The following is a 15,740-nucleotide window of genomic DNA, read 5'->3' as shown; positions in this document are numbered from 1 at the left end:
GTTTCACCCTTATCTCAGGACAAGTGAGGCGTAGCCCACCACCGAGCTGCGGTCACCGGTAACATCTCCACTTGTTGCATATCTCAGTAGGTCGCATTCTGTGGCTCCAAGAATCCTTGAGGCTATGATGGTAGCCGCTACCGGCCCATAACCGCACATGGTTGCGTTGAGTTCACTGATAACACCGTACATGCCGGTATCATCCATTGCTGTTATCCTGTCAATGATCCTTCTGTCGGTGGCTTCAGCAATGTCCTGTGGACTGTAGTGTGTGAAGTCTGTGCTTGCGATGACAGCCGCATCCCTTCCGGTTTCCCTGATGGCTGATGCGACCGCATGTCCAACATCGGCGGCTGTCTCATGGCCCTGCATCCACATGGTAACTGGAACTATCCTGAAGTTATCTGTGAAGTACTGGATGAAGGGTACATGCACCTCACAGCTGTGCTCGGCGAGGTGTGCTGTCTCATCCAGGTCTATGATCCCTGATTCTCTCACAATGGCTTCTGCAAGCTCTGAGTCTATCTCCACTGTACCGAGGGGTGTCTCCCATGCACCCTGCTGCATAAGCGATACACCTGACCCCATCCCTGTGTGGTTGGGGCAGATTATCACCAGGGTCCCGGGGATTCCATCGGATACCAGCTCATGGTAGGCGTGTGCTGCCACGGGTCCTGAATACATGTAACCTGCGTGGGGGGCGATCACCCCCTTTATCCTCCTCATGGACCCCACTGCCGGAAGGGTGCCGGGTCCGAGCTCATGCTCGAAACACCATTCAATGCGCCTTCTGAGGGCCGCGGGGTCCCGTTCATAGAAAGCTCCCGCCACTGCAGGTCTCCTTATCATATGACCACTTCTAGATCTTCAGTTCGAACTCTGTTGGAGGTATGTCCAGGTCCTCATCCTCCTTGAGGATGCCCTTCTCCCGGAGGAACTGCCTTGCCAGTAACCAGTAGACAAGGGCTATGGCCTTACGTCCCTTGTTGTTGACGGGTATTGCTATATCAACATTTCCAAGGAGGTTTTCAGTGTCACAGAGGGCAACCACAGGTATGCCTATCTGTTTGGCCTCGATGATTGCCTGTGAATCTGATCTTGGATCTGTGGCCACCAGGACCTCCGGTTCAATGAACTTCGCATAGTTAGGATTTGTGAGTGTACCGGGTATGAACCTTCCAGGTATGGTCCTTGCACCTGTAACTTCACCGAATTTCCTCACAGGTTCCTGTCCATACTGTCTTGTTGAAACAGCGAGGATGTCATCGGGTTCATACTTTGAGAGGAACTTTGAAGCCGCGATTACCCTGTCATTTGTCTTCCTTATATCGAGGACGTAGAGTCCGTCTGATCTCACACGGTAAATGTACTTCTCCATATCAGCTGTTTTCTGCTGTGTTCCAATGTGCAGTCCTGCTGCAAGGTATTTGTCCAGTGGTATTAGTAGTTCTGACAATCTATCACCTCAAATAAGTTTCAATATTTAAAATGGCAGATCAGCCATCCTTGAATATGGAATCTCTTCCTGTATGCGTATGAGTTCGTTGAGTTTGGCTATCCTCTCACCGCCTATTGCACCTGTCTTTATGAGGGGTGCTCCGAAGGCCACCGCAAGGTGGGCTATGGTATCATCTGTTGTCTCACCTGACCTGTGTGAAACCACAGGGGTGTACCTGTTCTCGAGGGCCAGTTTGACGGTGAGGTAGGTGTCTGTGAGGGTGCCTATCTGGTTGGGCTTGATGATTATGGCGTTGGCTGCACCCATCTCTATACCCTCCCTGAGTATCTCCCTGTTGGTCACGAAGATATCGTCACCACAGATCATGCAGCGGTCACCAACCAGGGATGTCAGCTCGGCGAAACCCTCAAGGTCTCCCTCATGGAGGGGGTCCTCGACATAGTACATGTCATAGGTTTCAATTATCTCCTTAACAAATTCTATCTGTTCGCCTGTGTCCTTCTGGACGTTCTCCTGCCTGTAGACGTACTTCTCAATCTCAGGGTCCCAGAATTCGCTCGCTGCAAGGTCCAGCGATGGTCTCACCTCAACACCGAGTTCATCTGTTACCTCCTCACAGGCAGTGGCCTGTATCTCCAGGGCGTCCCCGTTTGAGAGGCTGGGCACCCATCCGCCCTCATCACCCTTACCTCCTGCAAAGGACGGGTCCTTCTTCTGGATGAGCTCCCTTATCCTCTTATGGACGGCTGCATTTGCGAAAACCGCCTCGGTTATGTCCTCAGCACCCACAGGCACAACCAGGAACTCCTGTATGTCAGGGGCGTTTTTTCCTGCGTGGGCCCCCCCATTTATCATGTTACCCAGGGGGTAGGGTATGGATGTTGCAAGGTTTCCGCCGAGGAACCTGTAGAGGGGCATGTTGTAGGATGATGCTGCTGCCTTTGCGGTTGCCATTGAAACAGCCACCACGGTGTTACCTCCCAGAGATGAGAGATTTTCGGTCCCGTCGATCTCCTTTAGGACGAGGTCTATGTCCTGGAGGTCCACTGCATCCATTCCTATGAGTTCTGAGGAGATTATATCCTCGACCTCTGTTATTATCTCATCAACCCCCCCTGATGGGAAGGCTGCAACCTCCCTGGAACCTGTGCTTGCACCGCTGGGGGCTGCAGCCCTTCCAAAGCCGTTCCAGGTTATAACATCAACCTCAACCGTCGGGTTTCCCCTGCTGTCAAGAATTTTCCTTACTCTAACATCTTCAATAATACTTTCCATTAAAACACCTCATAATAAACTCTAGACTGAAAAATAGTGGTTTATTAGAGTTTATTTGTCTCTTCTAACGTCCAGTGGCATGACCTTCTTTTCAAGTTCCTTTCTGGCTATATCAACAGGGTCCAGTGACTCCTTGATCTCAACGAGTGGTCTTGCACCCATTGATATCTGGAGTGCCCTGGCACCTATCAGCCTAGCCCTTTCAAAACGTGTGAGTTTTTTTGACGCCATATGCATATGCCTCCAAGAAAAACATTAAAATAGAGGTTCTTGGATTCGATTTGATGGGACCGCCGAGATTTGAACTCGGGTCTCCAGCGTTCCGGTGCTGACCATCCCCGTTCCAGTTGAAAAGTCCGGAAACTTCTTCAATGGCTGGGAGGATGGACCAAGCTACCCTACGGTCCCCTACCATGTCTCAACATGTGAAATTAACATTCGTCTGCAGCAGTACCTCTTGAGACCCAGGTCATCAAGCACGTCCTTGGGGTCCTCTCCATCAGCCACTCTCCTCTGATACTCATTGAAATAGGCTGATACAGGTTTTCCGCAGCTTAAACATCTTACTGGAATCATACTGAATCATTCTACTCTTTAGTTTATAAAATAAAAATATATAAAGTTATCGATTGATCTACCTGTAACTCTTCTGTCTCCTTGCACGGGCGCCTCGGCCCCCGTACTTCTTGGGCTCTGAACGTCTGGGGTCTCCCACCAGCATTGTCCTGTCGTACTGTACGAACTTCTCCTTGAGGTCCATGTCACTGGTCCAGTCCACGAGTCCCCTGGCGATGACCATCCTTGCAGCCTCGGCCTGTCCAACTATACCCCCACCAACGACCCTGACGTTTATGTCAACGTCATTTATAACGTCGCCGGCAAGTTTCAGTGGTTCCATGATCTTGAGCCTTGCAAGTTCAGGTGTGTAGAGTTCAACCGGGACCTTGTTGATCCTCACTCTACCCTTACCTTCCCTGATGGTCCCCCTTGCAATGGCGGTTTTCCTTTTGCCGCTTGTGTGAATAACCTTCTTCATGATTACACTCCCTATCTAGAATTTAGCACCCAGAAGTTCTGAGATCTCTCCGAGTTCCATTCCCTTTTTTATGCTGCCTGCCTTTGCATCGGGTATTTCAACCATTTCTTCATCCTTGAATTCACGTGGAATACCCACATATGCCTTGAGGCCCTTGAAGGCTTCTCTTCCCTTTGATTTCTTGTAGGGTAGCATGCCCCTCACGGTCCTTCTGAATATGTCGTCGGGCCTTCTGGGGTACTTGGGACCCATCCTTCTGGGGTTGGATATGCTGGCCCTGTCAATCCTCTGCTTGTACTTGCCGTATGCCCATTCCTTAGAACCTGTGATCAGGATCTTCTCGGCATTTAAGACGATCACTTCCTCCCCCTCAAGGAGCTTCTTGCTGACGACACTTGCCAGTCTTCCAAGGATATGTCCTTCTCCGTTGATGATCATGAGCAACACCTTATTCTATTATCTTTATGTTCTTAATGGCCGGGTTCTCTTCAACAATTTTTCCGAGTGTCAGGCACTCTCCCCCGGCCCTCTCGATCTTATCCCTTGCTGTCTGTGAAAATGACAGGGCAACAACCTGGACCCTGTGGTCAAGGTTTCCGCTTCCAAGGACCTTTCCAGGCACGAGAACTGTTTCATCCTCATCGGAGTGCCTGTTTATCTTGGATATATTGACTGCAGCCCTGTTCCTTGTGGGCCTTTCGAGTCTCCTTGCAACGTCCTTCCAGATTGCTGCGCCTTCCTGGGATGATTTTTTCCTGAGATTACGTATGAGTTTTATAAGATTGGGATTCGTCTTGGTAATCTTCCTTACCATTGGTTAGCCTCCTTCACAAAATGTTATTACCTGCTCTGCCTTGTCCCTGAGGATGTCACAGGCCTTAAGGAGAACATCCTTTGGGTCAACTGATCCGTCGGTCTCTATCCTGAATATGAACTTGCCTTCCTCGTATCCCACATCTATGGCCCTCTTATCACATGCCCTGACACAGCTCTTGCACATTGAACAGTTTTCAAGGTCAACAACCACGGGTTTACCTGATTCCTCTCCAAGAACATCCCTCGGGCATGCCTCGATGCATTCAAGGCACTCGTCACAGTCTTCACTGAACTCTATCCTGGGGTAGTATTTGTATGCGCATGCTGTGGTGGGTTCCCATTTCGCATGTTCCCTTCCCACACCCAGCTGTGCGACGGCCTCCAGTTCAAGCTCATCATCATCTCCAAGCTTCACAAGGGGAATGTCAGGGTAAACCGGTTTAACTGCGGGTGTTTCTGAAACAAGATCCCCTGAGTAAACAACACCCGGGCCCTTCTTCCTGAGGGTGAGGGATACACTGCACTCTGAGCAGTACTCCTCACAGTCGCACTCCTCAGGCATTTTAAGGGATTCAGCAAATTCAGGGTCAGCTGCAAGGGGTACAAGCCCCAGCCTGTGGGCCAGTACCTCATCGAACATCTTGGCGTCGTTCCTGTACATGTTGACGTACTCAATTGCCAGTTTGGGGACCTCCATCATGCAGATCCTCCTTATGGCGTTTATGAATGGAACCGTGACGCCGCTGACCACAAAGACCATTTCGGTATCAGTTTTTTCCTTAAGAGCAATATCCATTTTAGACCCTTCTTCCCCTCTTACCTCCAGGTCTACCTGTTCCATCGTGAGGTATGGGAGTTACATCCTCAATTTTACCTATCCTCATTCCAGCCCTTGCCAGTGCCCTTATGGCTGCCTGTGCACCTGGTCCGGGTGTCCTTGGACCGTTTCCACCAGGAGCCCTGACCTTTATGTGCAGGCCGACGATGCCCTTCTCCTTTGCATCATCAGCTGCCCTTGTTGCGGCCTCCATTGCAGCGAAGGGTGAGGACTCCTGACGGTCCGCCCTCACAACCTTACCACCGGACCACTGTGTTATGGTCTCTGCACCGGTTATGTCTGTGATGGTGATTATTGTGTTGTTGAATGATGAGTAAATATTTGCAATTCCCCATTTTTCCTTCTCAGCCATTTTATCTCTCCCTGAAATTATTCAGCGTCCTGGGCTGCTTCTATCTGTTTTTTCATTGGGGATGATGGGTAGAACCCTATCTTATCCTCTTCTCCCCTTTTAACTATGTATCCCGGGGCGTCGATCTTCCTTCCGTCAAGGGCTATGTGGCCGTGGATGACCATCTGCCTGGCCTCCTTCACGGTCCTTGCAAGTCCCCTCTTGTGGACCAGTGTCTGGAGTCTTCTCCTGAGCACGTCCTCCACTGTGAGGTCCAGGACGTCCTCGAGTTTGGCGCCCTCGTTGAGTATTCCTGTCCTGACGAGGTGGCCCAGGAGCTGTTCCCTCTCCTTCCCTGTGTGTTCACTGGCCATACCAAGGAGGTACCTTGCGTCCCTCCTGTATCTCCTCACCATTGTCTCTGCTTTCCAGACTTCCTTCTTGTTCTTGAGGCCGTATTTTGCCACGAGCCTGTTTTCTTCCTTTATTCTTTCAGCGTTCCATGGGTGAGGTGGAGTATCATACTTTTTCCTTGCCTTACGTGGGTGTCCCATTTTAACATCTCCTTAACTATCTCTTCTTCCTTCTCACACCAACTGAGGAGCCTTTCCTAAATGTTGACTTTGTCCTCTGTCCCCTGACAGGTAGTCCAAGTTCGTGTCTCCTTCCCTTGTAGCTCCTTGTTTTCCTCATCCTGTTGAGGTCCTCTCTGAGGCACATTTCGAGGTCAGATTCTATGAGGTGCTTGTCCTCGCCTGTCTCGTAATCGTTACGCCTGTTGATCATCCATGATGGGATGTTATACTTGGCAGGGTTCTTTATGGCCTCTTCAAGTCTCTCTATTTCCTCATCGGAAAGGTAGCCTATTCTCTGATTGAGATCGTATCCTGCTGACATGATTATTGCCCTTGAAAGAGCCTTACCAACGCCCTTTATACTTGTAAGGGCATTTTCCATGGTCTTATTACCATCAATGTCCTTTCTGGCAATACGAACCATATGTTTGAATTCTTCTTCCATTCATTAACCTCCAGTAAGAGTGAATTCGCGGGACGGGGGTTTGCGAATTCTTCATAAGAGTCGTAGGTGCAACAGGGTTGCTTTAACCGACGCCGGGACTGGGATTTGAACCCAGGAGGAGCAAAGCTCCACAAGATTTCCAGTCTTGCGCCTTACCTGGCTAGGCTATCCCGGCACAGGATGTATCATATAACTGTATATTATGACATCTATTTAAGTATTGCTGCCGTCGGTTTCTAGCGCCACATCCTCGGGTAGGTTCCCGGTTCCATGAAGACCTTGCGGGTTTCAATAACAAGACCACCATCTGCCGCTGCAATATCCAGTGCAGACATGGATGCCTCGCCAACACCCACCAGTTCGCCCTTGAGGGTCATTATGGCGACGGTGTCCCCCCGGGATATGTTATCATCCAGTCCGGCTATACCGCCACGTGCAAGATCAGCGCCATGACATATTGCATCAACCGCCGAGTCCAGGATAACCACACGGGGGAGGTGACCCACTGCAAACTCCATGGGGAGGATGCACTCCCTCAGGAAGGTCTCATCTCCATCCTCAACCCAGAACTGGTATGCGTCCTTGAGATCATGGAGTGTCACAAGGCCCTCCTCTGTGAAGGGTCCCACGGCTGTGCGTCTGAGTTCAGCCATGTGGGCGCCTGCACCAAGGGCCTCGCCAACATCGTGGCAGTACTTTCTCACATAGGTCCCCGCCTCACAGGCTATCCTGAAGAGGACATCCTGACCATCCACCTCCAGTATATCCACACGGTAGATGGTTCTGACGCGGAGATCCCTTTTAACGGCGGATTTGAGTGGGGGTATCTGGAATATCTTCCCCTGAAATTCCCCCAGGACCTCCCTTATTCTTTCCTCATCCACCTCCCTGTGGACCCTCATGAGGCAAACGTACTCCTTAGGAGCCTCCAGGAGGAGCTGCATGACCCTGGTGGCCCTGTCTATTCCCAGGGGGAGCACACCAGTAACCTTCGGGTCGAGTGTGCCGCCGTGTCCCACCTTCTCCACGTGGAGCATTTCCCTGACCCATGAATCCACCTGATGGGATGTTGGACCTGAGGGTTTATCAAGGTTCACAACACCCATGGATATATGGGTCTCAATGTCCCGTTCAGCAGGTGGGCACCCGTAGTCAGGGTTTGTGGTGGCCTCCTTTAGTTCAATGAAGTTTGCCATGAGGGATACCTGCAAAAAAAGAGGTGGGTTTATTCCAGGGATTCAAGTTCCTTCTTTATCTCCTCAATATCATCTGACTTGAGTTCTATCTTATTCTCAGTGGGTTCAAGGTGGCTCACGTTGCACCTTCTATTTTTAACGTTAACACCCACAACTTCAACGAAGTTTTTGTCGATGATATCGAGTATCACGCATTTTTCACCGGCTTCTCTTCCTGCGGTTTTTACACATACTCTTCCAACTTCTATTGCTGCCATTAAATCACCTCAGTAACTTTTAGTATGATGTCAGCCACGCCCTCGGCGTCAAAACGGCTGGTGTTTATCACAATGTCATATACCTCAAGGTCATCCACATCTATTCCATGAATCTCCCTGTACCTCTGGGCCTCGCTCCTCTCACGTATCCGGATCTCCTCTCTGACCGTCTCTATGTCCTTTGATTCCCGGACACTTATGCGCTGGGCCCTGACATCGAAGGGTGCTATGAGGAGCACCTTAAGGTCGGCCCTTGCGAAGTGGGCAGAGAGTCTGCCCTCAAGTATAAGGTCCTCGTGTTCATCTGCAAGTCTGGCCTGTCTCCTGTCAATTTCAATGTCAATTTCAGGGTTTTCCTCTGCAATCCTGCTGAATTCAAGGATATCAAGTTCCCTCTCAGCAGCCATCTGCCTGAAGACATCTCCAGCAGATACGCAGGGGATACCCATCCTCTCAGAGAGTATCCTGGCGACTGTCGTTGTGCCGGTTCCTGCCAGACCACCGATGGTTATGATCATTATGACCTTGCCTCTTTTTTAAAGACTTTGCGTGCGCAGCTTGAGCAGTAGTAACCACCGTATGGTCGGTTGGGCCTCTTCTTGGATTTTGAGAGTTTTCTTATCTCGTAGGGTCTTCCTCTTGGAACACCGTGGAGTGGCTTTCCGCAGCCAGCACATACATGCTTTGAAGGTTTCTTTCTGCGGTAATGGGTAACTGTCCTTCCTCCAGGTGTTTTCTTGAAGATTCTCTTATATGATCTGGATCTGTATCTTAACTCTGGCATTTTTATCTCTCCATAACCTTACATTCCACCTTTAAGTCCCATGAATTTCCTGAATATCTGGGACATGGCAAAGGAGCATAATATGTACCATCCGAGCCATCCTATGGCATAGGATGGGGCGTTTGGTGGCATGCCATAGAACATGTGCCACAGGGGGACAAGGAGGACGTAGTATGCAATCTGGGGTAATATGACCAGTGTATTGACTATGTGTGGCTCCTGTCCCATCCAGTAGAAGACAAGGATTATTGGTATGAATGTGACTATCATCGGCTTGAATGACATGGTCATCATTTCGCGCTGCTTATCCATGAACTCCATCTGTTTCTTCTGGATCTCCTCCAGTGCAGCCATATCATTCTTCTTCCTTGCCTCCATCATTTCCTGCTGGAATTCCTGCATCTCAACCTTGAGTTCCTCCAGCCTCTCCTGGTCCACAAGGAGCTTGTTGGCCAGGGTTATTACGAAGGCCACGATGGTCGATATCAGGAAAACCGTTAAGATGGGGTTCTGTGGATTCGGGTCCATTGCAATGAATGGGCCGAAAACAGCATTCAGTGCCCCGTAAACAATTTCAAGCACCATTTTATTTTCCTCTTTACCTTACTCCAGAACGCTTTTCATCTCACTGACTGCAGACTCAAGCTGGTTGTTGTGGTTCTTAACTATTTTAACCGTTGCGCCTGTGAGTGTTGCATAGGCCATCGCAGCGGCCCTGTTCATCTGCTGATGCAGGTCAATCTCCTGCAGGGACTCCACATCCCTGTCCCTTGTTTTGTCACTTATTCTCCTTGTGAAGATCTCCTCTGCATCGGCTTCAACAAGCACAAACATGTCAGGTTCCAGTTCCTCAAGTACCCATACTGGAAGACCTGGCAGAAAACCAGCGGGCGTCTTTATGGTGCAGTGTGTGTCGACGATTATATTATTCTCCAGTGACCTTTCTCTTATACTTTTCGCAGCAGCCCTCTGTATATCCTTCTGAACCTCAGGTGGGAGTGTCCTCATCTGATCCCTGTTTTCAACGAGGCCCTTCTCAACCGCTATTTCAAGCATGACGTCCCCGTAGTTCACATTGAGATAGTCAAGCTCCTTAAGGGTGTTCTCAAGGACCGTTGTGCTTCCTGAACCAGGTATTCCCGCAACTACAACAACCTTCATGGTACCCTTCCGATTTAGTTCTAATCACCCAGGAAGCTTCGAAGTATCGGGTGCATGTCCATGAGCTGTTCCTGGGCTATCTCCTCATAGAGTCTGTAAACTATACCCACGGTGAGAAGTACACCTGTTCCTCCACCGAGTGAACCTGTGAGGTCAGCCACGAATGCAAGGAGCCCCACAAATGCTCCACCAAGTATTGTTATGGTGGGTATGTAGCGTTTAAGTATCTTCTCAAACTGGCCCCTGCTGCTCCTGAAGCCAGGTATCTGCATACCCATCTGGTACAGCTGCCTTGCAACATGCCTCGGGCCGATGTTACTTATCTCAACCCAGAGCCAGGCAAAGAGGACGCAGAGTCCGATGAATACAACCGCATAGAAGACGACCCTGAAGGGGTCGAGTATGAGGGCGTCGATGGACCTTGGGGCTGTCAGGAGATATGCCAGCCCATCAACTGCCTGTCCATTACTGACAGTACCCAGTATGGGGTATCCCAGTTTCTGGAAGACATTGGCAAGGAGCTGGACGTTGAGGAGGAGGGCGCTTGTGAGTATAACTGGCATGTTACTTGCATATATGAACCTGAGGGGATACTTTCCAACAGCACCCCTTGAGAGCCTCTTACCCCCACCCATGGATATGGGTATCTCAACACGCATACTCTCCGCGTATACAACCACAAGGAACACAGCTATGAGGGCCAGTACAGGGAGCACATAGTACTGGAAGTCCGGTGACTGCCCTGTGAATAGGAGGTAGAGGAAACCTGTTATTCTACCTGCAGGCACCCCTGGCTGGGTGGGTGCTGAGAGCGGGTTGAATGCACCCACGATTATCTCCTGGGATACTCCCGCTGCGATGAATAGTCCGACACCGCTACCGAATCCCCACTTGGAAACCACCTCATCAAGGAATATTATCAGTATCCCTCCGATGGTGAGCTGGAGTATGAGGATCCAGACAAACTGTGGAGCTGATGGTGCCAGTGACCCTGTGAGTACGAATATCAGGGCCTCGAAGAATGTGAATACAATGGCAAGGAGCTTCTGCAGTCCCTGGAAAAACGCCTTATCCTCATGCCTCGAAAGGTCAAGTTTAAGGATCTTACCCCCTACCAGGAGCTGGAGTATGATTGATGCTGATACTATTGGACCTATACCCAGGGTGAGTATTGAACCAAAGTTTCCTGCGAGCACAGCCCTGAGCTGGGCAAACTGGTCCACTGCATTTGCACTCAAACCATAAAGGGGTATCTGGGCCAGGAAGAAATAAAGGACAAGGATTATGCCCGTCCATTTGAGTTTCTCCCTGAAGGGAACCCTGTAACCAGGTGACTTTACCTGGGGCAGGACTGAGAATAGGGGTTCAAATTTTTCCTTCAACTGCTCCACTCCTTGTCAGCTGGTTTCACTCTATGACTTCAGCCTTTCCTCCGGCCTCTTCGATCTTCTCGGTGGCACTCCTGGAGAACTCGTATGCCTTGAGATGGACGGGCCTTGTGATCCTTCCACTTCCGAGGACCTTTTCAAATCCAAGGTCGCGGACATCCAGCACCACCATTCCGTCCTCCTCGGATGCAACTCCCCTCTCAAGGAGTTCGGGTATCATTTCATCCAGGTAGGCCAGGTTAACTGTTTCCAGCCTCTTTATGAGTTTCTGGGGCCTCTTGAAGCCGTATTTCCCGAAGTGTTTTGGGTCGTACTTGACTATCCATGTCCAGTGGTGTTTGTGCCCACCGGCCTGTCCTCTACCACCGCGGTGACCTGCTCCCCTCCTCTTCTTGGAGCATCCTCCACCGACGGTGCGTGAGCCCCTCATCCTTGTGATCTTTCGTCTTTTTCTGATCATGAGTGATTCCTCCTAGATCATCCTTTTCAAAAGGTCATTTATCTTTTCGCCGCGATATCCAAGGCTTCCGCCCTCATTGAAGGCCTTTTTTATGCCTTCGTATCCCTTTCTTGGGGGGTGCAGTCTGAATACAGGCTTTATTCCTGCTTCCTCAAGTTTAACCTCGCCGCTGAAGACGGCTGCAGCGAACTCATCGACGGAACCGTAAGCGGTTTTCTCATTTATGTACTCATCGGTTATCCTGTCTCCCCCGATGAGTCTTCCCCTCTTCCTTATCATGGCTGTCAGGGTTTCCTGGTCGACTTCACCCCAGGTTATGTAGTCCTTGGCCTTCTGGAGCATGCCAAGGTAGCTGGGTGTGTCCTCAACCAGGACGGCGTGGTTTATTCTGTTGAGCCTTAACATTTCCATGGTGTCAGCTATGTCCCTTCGAACACCTGCTGATCCCCTTACCCTTACTACTGCGAACATCTAGAATCACCTTCAGGTACTGCAAACACCGAGGTTCTTAAGGTCCTTCTCGCTTGCCTTTACTTTGCTCAGCTGTTTGAGGGCGTCGAAGGTTGCCCTGGCGAAGTTAACTGTGGTCTGTGTCTGTCCACGTGTATGTGACCATACATCGTCTATACCTGCAAGTCTCATTATGGTCTTGCCCACGTCACCTATTGCGAGTCCAACACCACCAGGTGCGGGTATCAGGGTCACGCGGACACTGCCGCTCTTACCGGAGACCTTGAAGGGCACGGTGTGTTCCCTTCCACAGACACATCCCCAGTCACCGCATCCTCTTCTGACCTTTATTATGTTGAACTTTGCATCGTCAACTGCCTTCCTGATGGCGGGACCGACCTCCCTTGCCTTACCCTGCCCGAGTCCGACGTAACCGTCCTTGTTACCAACTGCAACAATGACCCTGAAGTTAACCTTTCTCCCTGACTTGTGCATCCTCTGGACAAGGTTGACGTCGATAACTTCCTCCTCAAGGTCAGGAAGCAGTGCATCGATTATCTCAAGTTCCATTATGGGGTGTCCCTCTTCAAAGATCTCATCGATGCTTGTTATGACACCCTCCTTTACAAGGCGTCCCAGCTGGGTCCTTGGCTCCCATTCCTCCATGTTGAAGTTCATAATCATACCTCTTCATCTATTCTCTTTTTAATTTCATCAAAGTGCTCCGGCAGATCCACAGGGGAAAGACCCCTTTCAAGGTACTTTGAAAACCTCTTCCTGAGTTCTTCCTCATCAAGGGATTCTGCGTACTCCCTTATGTGTTCTCCCCTGATTCTTGATTCATCGGGCAGCACTGATTCACCATGGGGTACATTGAGTCCTGCGTCAACAGCCCCCTTGAGTGCAGCGAATACCTTTGAGCCCCTGATGGCTGGTCTCAGTCCTATGTCAAGGACAGCCTCCTCTATACCTTCCTTCAGAGCCCTTTTACCGCACAGGTAACCTGTGAGGTAGGCTGCTGCTGTGTTGCTTGTACCTCCAAGCCATCCCATCTTCTGGAGCTGTTTTGAGTGGGCTGAGACAAGTGTTTCGTCTCCATTCATGCCCACGTTGATTATCTGTGCAATAACGTGATATGTCGTTATCCTGACGACGAGCCTTGATTTACCTGTTTCTACCATTTTGTAGCGGGCCCGGTAATCAGTTTTACCTTCCCTTCTTCTTCTAAATGCCAGCTTGTATCTTGGTCCATGTGCCAATCAAATCCCTCCTACCTGAGCATGTCGTGGTCCCGGGCATAGGTCTTCATGTAAGATTTGCTCTTAAAGGCTCCGCCCTTGGCCATCTTGTACAGTTTACGGTAGGTGCTCTTGTTTATTTCGCGGTTGTCCCTCATCTCCTTGAGGTCCTTTCTCAGTGCCCTTATGGTGGTCATCCACTCATCCTTTTTGGGCCTTCTGGCACCCTTTGCACCCTTTATACTTCCAGGTCCCCTTCTTCGTCCCTTCTTCTTCTGCTGGGCTATCTTCTTTGACCTGTAGCTGCTTATACCCTTCTTGGGTTTGGCCTTTATTGCGCCATCCTTTATTAGCTGCTTCACACCGTCCCTTGTTATTGCCCTTGAAACCTCATCGATCCTTTCAGGGTCTATCCATATCCTGTTAACCCCTACCTTGAGTATGTCTGCAGCTAATCTCTTCTGAGTAGTAAGATTCATTCAAGAAACCTCCTTGTATTCAGCATTTGCTGATAAACCCGAAAAATTTCAGGTATCCCCTTAAAAAGTTTTTTCGCTGGACTGGAAAATATGCCCCTTCCAGTCCTCCCTACGGGTTGAGAACCTTGATGCCGAGTTCCCTTGCCTTCTCAAGCATCAGGGTTTTTTTCCTGGTCCCCACAGCTGAAGCTATTCTTGCAGCCTGTTTTTCAGGGTCCAGTGCCTCAAGTTCCCTCATGTTGGAAACCAGGACATCCTCGTATCCTGATGGGTGGAGACCCCTAACTTCACTTGGTTTCCTGTAGCCTATTGCAGGCATAGCGGGTTTACCCTTTTCATACCTCCTCATTTTGCTTGTTCTGCCCCTGGGTCTCCTCCATTTTTCCCCTAATTTCTTGTATCGGGCGTATTCCTGTCTTTTAAATTTTTTCCTCATCGAATCACCGTCCCTATTCCTTGCTCACAAGGTATATGCCGTCCTGGAAAACCCTTGGGTCCCTTCCCTTGATTTTGGTGGCCTGTTCGATGTTGGCCATGGTCTGTCCCACGTGCTCCTTGTTGATACCTGTTATCTCAACCTCGTCGCCCTTGACCTGGACCTTTGTGTCACCAACGATCCTTGCGGTCCTGGGGTGGCGTTCACCGAGGAAGTTCTCAATGACAACCTTATCCCCTGCCACCTTCACACTCATTGGAAAGTGAGCATAAACTATCTTCATGCGGTATCTGAAGCCCTCGGTAACACCGGTTATCATGTTGCTTATGTGGGCCCTGACGGTCCCTATCATGGCCTTATCCTTCTTTTTCGGGAATTTAACCTCGAGGACCATCTTGTCATCTTCAACAGCCATCGATATCTCTGAATGGTTGAATTTTCGGGAAAGTTCCCCCTTGGGGCCCTTAACGGTGACACCGCCATCGATGGTGACATCCACACCATCAGGGATGGGTATCTCTTCCCGGATTAGAGCTGCTAGAACCATGTTATCACCTAGTAGACATATGCCAGCAGTCTACCACCAATACCCCTGTCCTTGGCCTCTTTATGGGTCATTATTCCCTCAGGGGTTGATACGATTATTATCCCGAAGTTCTTAGCTGGCAAGTATCTCTTCTCAAATTTCTCGAATTCGTCCTTCTTAACTGCGTGCCTGGGTTTTATAACTCCACAGTGGTTTATGTTTCCCTCAAGTTCAACTATGAATTTCCCGGCCCTGCCGTCGTCAACGTATTCGAATTCACCGATATAGCCTTCCTTCTGCATTGTCCTTAACACTCGCCCTATAAGTTTTGAGGCGGGGGTTATCCTGCACTTGACATTACCCCTTATCTCATTGTTCCTTATGTTGGTCAGGGCGTTTGCAAGAGGATCCATAAGAGTCACAGTAAACACCTCTTTTAGTTGTACTTTTTAAACCCTATTTTAGGTGCGAGTTCCCTGAAGCACTGCCTGCAGAGCATTAACCCGTATCTCCTGACAAGGGCAGAGTGATCCCCGCATCTTGAGCATTTCCTTGATGCCTTTCCATATTTCCTTGGCAATACAATCACC

The 15,740-nt window shown here is 49.9% G+C and carries 28 protein-coding genes and 2 tRNA genes; all 30 read right to left on the bottom strand.

All coding sequences use genetic code 11. The annotated features are described in order from the left end of the window. Positions 1–9: 9 nt before the first annotated feature. Positions 10–849, bottom strand: coding sequence for an AmmeMemoRadiSam system protein B (amrB, locus tag C7452_RS07900; protein WP_115892768.1), 840 nt, complete (start codon positions 847–849; stop codon positions 10–12). 10 nt (positions 850–859) lie between these two features. After that, on the bottom strand, positions 860–1,456 hold the full coding sequence (gene rpsB, locus C7452_RS07895) for a 30S ribosomal protein S2 (protein ID WP_010875684.1): 597 nt from the start codon (positions 1,454–1,456) through the stop codon (positions 860–862). 27 nt (positions 1,457–1,483) lie between these two features. After that, entirely contained in the window at positions 1,484–2,734 is a 1,251-nt protein-coding gene (eno, locus tag C7452_RS07890; RefSeq protein ID WP_010875683.1) for a phosphopyruvate hydratase, read from the bottom strand. Between the two features lie 51 nt (positions 2,735–2,785). Continuing rightward, positions 2,786–2,965 carry a DNA-directed RNA polymerase subunit K gene (locus tag C7452_RS07885; protein ID WP_162828720.1) on the bottom strand — a complete coding sequence of 60 codons (180 nt, stop codon included), beginning with the start codon at positions 2,963–2,965 and terminating at the stop codon, positions 2,786–2,788. A gap of 54 nt (positions 2,966–3,019) precedes the next feature. After that, positions 3,020–3,142, bottom strand: a tRNA-Pro gene (locus C7452_RS09100). Continuing rightward, entirely contained in the window at positions 3,143–3,310 is a 168-nt protein-coding gene (locus C7452_RS07880) for a DNA-directed RNA polymerase subunit N (protein ID WP_010875681.1), read from the bottom strand. It abuts the tRNA gene before it with no gap. Positions 3,311–3,368: 58 nt separating this feature from the next. Continuing rightward, positions 3,369–3,770 (bottom strand): 30S ribosomal protein S9, encoded by a 402-nt coding sequence (locus C7452_RS07875; protein WP_048061175.1) that lies wholly within the window; start codon positions 3,768–3,770, stop codon positions 3,369–3,371. 15 nt (positions 3,771–3,785) lie between these two features. Then, the gene (locus C7452_RS07870; protein ID WP_115892767.1) at positions 3,786–4,208 is read right to left on the bottom strand and encodes a 50S ribosomal protein L13; all 423 of its coding nucleotides are present in this window, start codon (positions 4,206–4,208) and stop codon (positions 3,786–3,788) included. 10 nt (positions 4,209–4,218) lie between these two features. Then, complete coding sequence (locus tag C7452_RS07865; protein WP_010875679.1) at positions 4,219–4,584, bottom strand: 50S ribosomal protein L18e; 366 nt, start codon at positions 4,582–4,584, stop codon at positions 4,219–4,221. 3 nt (positions 4,585–4,587) lie between these two features. Next, on the bottom strand, positions 4,588–5,382 hold the full coding sequence (locus tag C7452_RS07860; RefSeq protein WP_010875678.1) for a DNA-directed RNA polymerase subunit D: 795 nt from the start codon (positions 5,380–5,382) through the stop codon (positions 4,588–4,590). Position 5,383: 1 nt separating this feature from the next. Continuing rightward, positions 5,384–5,776: a 30S ribosomal protein S11 gene (locus C7452_RS07855; RefSeq protein WP_010875677.1), complete on the bottom strand. Its 393-nt coding sequence runs from the start codon at positions 5,774–5,776 to the stop codon at positions 5,384–5,386. A 17-nt stretch (positions 5,777–5,793) separates the two neighbouring features. Beyond that, positions 5,794–6,309: a 30S ribosomal protein S4 gene (rpsD, locus tag C7452_RS07850; protein WP_010875676.1), complete on the bottom strand. Its 516-nt coding sequence runs from the start codon at positions 6,307–6,309 to the stop codon at positions 5,794–5,796. A 16-nt stretch (positions 6,310–6,325) separates the two neighbouring features. After that, complete coding sequence (locus tag C7452_RS07845; protein WP_010875675.1) at positions 6,326–6,775, bottom strand: 30S ribosomal protein S13; 450 nt, start codon at positions 6,773–6,775, stop codon at positions 6,326–6,328. A gap of 90 nt (positions 6,776–6,865) precedes the next feature. Beyond that, a tRNA-Ser gene (locus C7452_RS07840) sits at positions 6,866–6,950 on the bottom strand. Positions 6,951–7,011: 61 nt separating this feature from the next. Then, positions 7,012–7,971 carry an RNA-guided pseudouridylation complex pseudouridine synthase subunit Cbf5 gene (locus C7452_RS07835; RefSeq protein ID WP_115892766.1) on the bottom strand — a complete coding sequence of 320 codons (960 nt, stop codon included), beginning with the start codon at positions 7,969–7,971 and terminating at the stop codon, positions 7,012–7,014. A 29-nt stretch (positions 7,972–8,000) separates the two neighbouring features. Next, positions 8,001–8,228 carry a 50S ribosomal protein L14e gene (locus C7452_RS07830; protein ID WP_115892765.1) on the bottom strand — a complete coding sequence of 76 codons (228 nt, stop codon included), beginning with the start codon at positions 8,226–8,228 and terminating at the stop codon, positions 8,001–8,003. Next, positions 8,228–8,746, bottom strand: coding sequence for a (d)CMP kinase (gene cmk, locus C7452_RS07825; protein ID WP_115892764.1), 519 nt, complete (start codon positions 8,744–8,746; stop codon positions 8,228–8,230). Before cmk ends, C7452_RS07830 begins: the two co-directional genes overlap by 1 nt. Continuing rightward, positions 8,746–9,012, bottom strand: a complete 267-nt coding sequence (locus C7452_RS07820) for a 50S ribosomal protein L34e (protein ID WP_010875671.1) — start codon at positions 9,010–9,012, stop codon at positions 8,746–8,748. The genes cmk and C7452_RS07820 overlap by 1 nt, the downstream gene beginning before the upstream one ends. Positions 9,013–9,030: 18 nt before the next feature. Further along, complete coding sequence (locus tag C7452_RS07815) at positions 9,031–9,597, bottom strand: EMC3/TMCO1 family protein (protein ID WP_115892763.1); 567 nt, start codon at positions 9,595–9,597, stop codon at positions 9,031–9,033. Between the two features lie 18 nt (positions 9,598–9,615). Next, positions 9,616–10,173, bottom strand: a complete 558-nt coding sequence (locus C7452_RS07810; RefSeq protein ID WP_048060730.1) for an adenylate kinase — start codon at positions 10,171–10,173, stop codon at positions 9,616–9,618. A 20-nt stretch (positions 10,174–10,193) separates the two neighbouring features. After that, the gene (gene secY, locus C7452_RS07805; protein ID WP_211305665.1) at positions 10,194–11,564 is read right to left on the bottom strand and encodes a preprotein translocase subunit SecY; all 1,371 of its coding nucleotides are present in this window, start codon (positions 11,562–11,564) and stop codon (positions 10,194–10,196) included. Between the two features lie 16 nt (positions 11,565–11,580). Then, on the bottom strand, positions 11,581–12,021 hold the full coding sequence (locus C7452_RS07800; protein WP_010875667.1) for an uL15m family ribosomal protein: 441 nt from the start codon (positions 12,019–12,021) through the stop codon (positions 11,581–11,583). Positions 12,022–12,033: 12 nt separating this feature from the next. Continuing rightward, positions 12,034–12,492, bottom strand: a complete 459-nt coding sequence (gene rpmD / locus C7452_RS07795; protein WP_010875666.1) for a 50S ribosomal protein L30 — start codon at positions 12,490–12,492, stop codon at positions 12,034–12,036. Between the two features lie 12 nt (positions 12,493–12,504). Continuing rightward, the gene (gene rpsE / locus C7452_RS07790; RefSeq protein WP_192961070.1) at positions 12,505–13,149 is read right to left on the bottom strand and encodes a 30S ribosomal protein S5; all 645 of its coding nucleotides are present in this window, start codon (positions 13,147–13,149) and stop codon (positions 12,505–12,507) included. A 2-nt stretch (positions 13,150–13,151) separates the two neighbouring features. Next, complete coding sequence (locus C7452_RS07785; protein WP_115892761.1) at positions 13,152–13,730, bottom strand: 50S ribosomal protein L18; 579 nt, start codon at positions 13,728–13,730, stop codon at positions 13,152–13,154. An 11-nt stretch (positions 13,731–13,741) separates the two neighbouring features. Continuing rightward, complete coding sequence (locus tag C7452_RS07780; protein ID WP_010875663.1) at positions 13,742–14,188, bottom strand: 50S ribosomal protein L19e; 447 nt, start codon at positions 14,186–14,188, stop codon at positions 13,742–13,744. 109 nt (positions 14,189–14,297) lie between these two features. After that, positions 14,298–14,624 (bottom strand): 50S ribosomal protein L32e, encoded by a 327-nt coding sequence (locus C7452_RS07775; RefSeq protein WP_115892760.1) that lies wholly within the window; start codon positions 14,622–14,624, stop codon positions 14,298–14,300. A gap of 13 nt (positions 14,625–14,637) precedes the next feature. Further along, positions 14,638–15,171: a 50S ribosomal protein L6 gene (locus C7452_RS07770; RefSeq protein WP_115892759.1), complete on the bottom strand. Its 534-nt coding sequence runs from the start codon at positions 15,169–15,171 to the stop codon at positions 14,638–14,640. A gap of 8 nt (positions 15,172–15,179) precedes the next feature. After that, positions 15,180–15,572, bottom strand: a complete 393-nt coding sequence (locus C7452_RS07765; protein ID WP_048060728.1) for a 30S ribosomal protein S8 — start codon at positions 15,570–15,572, stop codon at positions 15,180–15,182. 14 nt (positions 15,573–15,586) lie between these two features. Further along, entirely contained in the window at positions 15,587–15,739 is a 153-nt protein-coding gene (locus C7452_RS07760; protein ID WP_010875659.1) for a 30S ribosomal protein S14, read from the bottom strand. Between the last annotated feature and the right edge of the window lies 1 nt (position 15,740).

The sequence above is a fragment of the Methanothermobacter defluvii genome (assembly GCF_003385755.1).
Classification (GTDB): Archaea; Methanobacteriota; Methanobacteria; order Methanobacteriales; family Methanothermobacteraceae; genus Methanothermobacter; species Methanothermobacter thermautotrophicus.
Note: the sequence above shows the minus strand (reverse complement) of the source record. Positions and strands in the feature narration are given on the sequence as shown.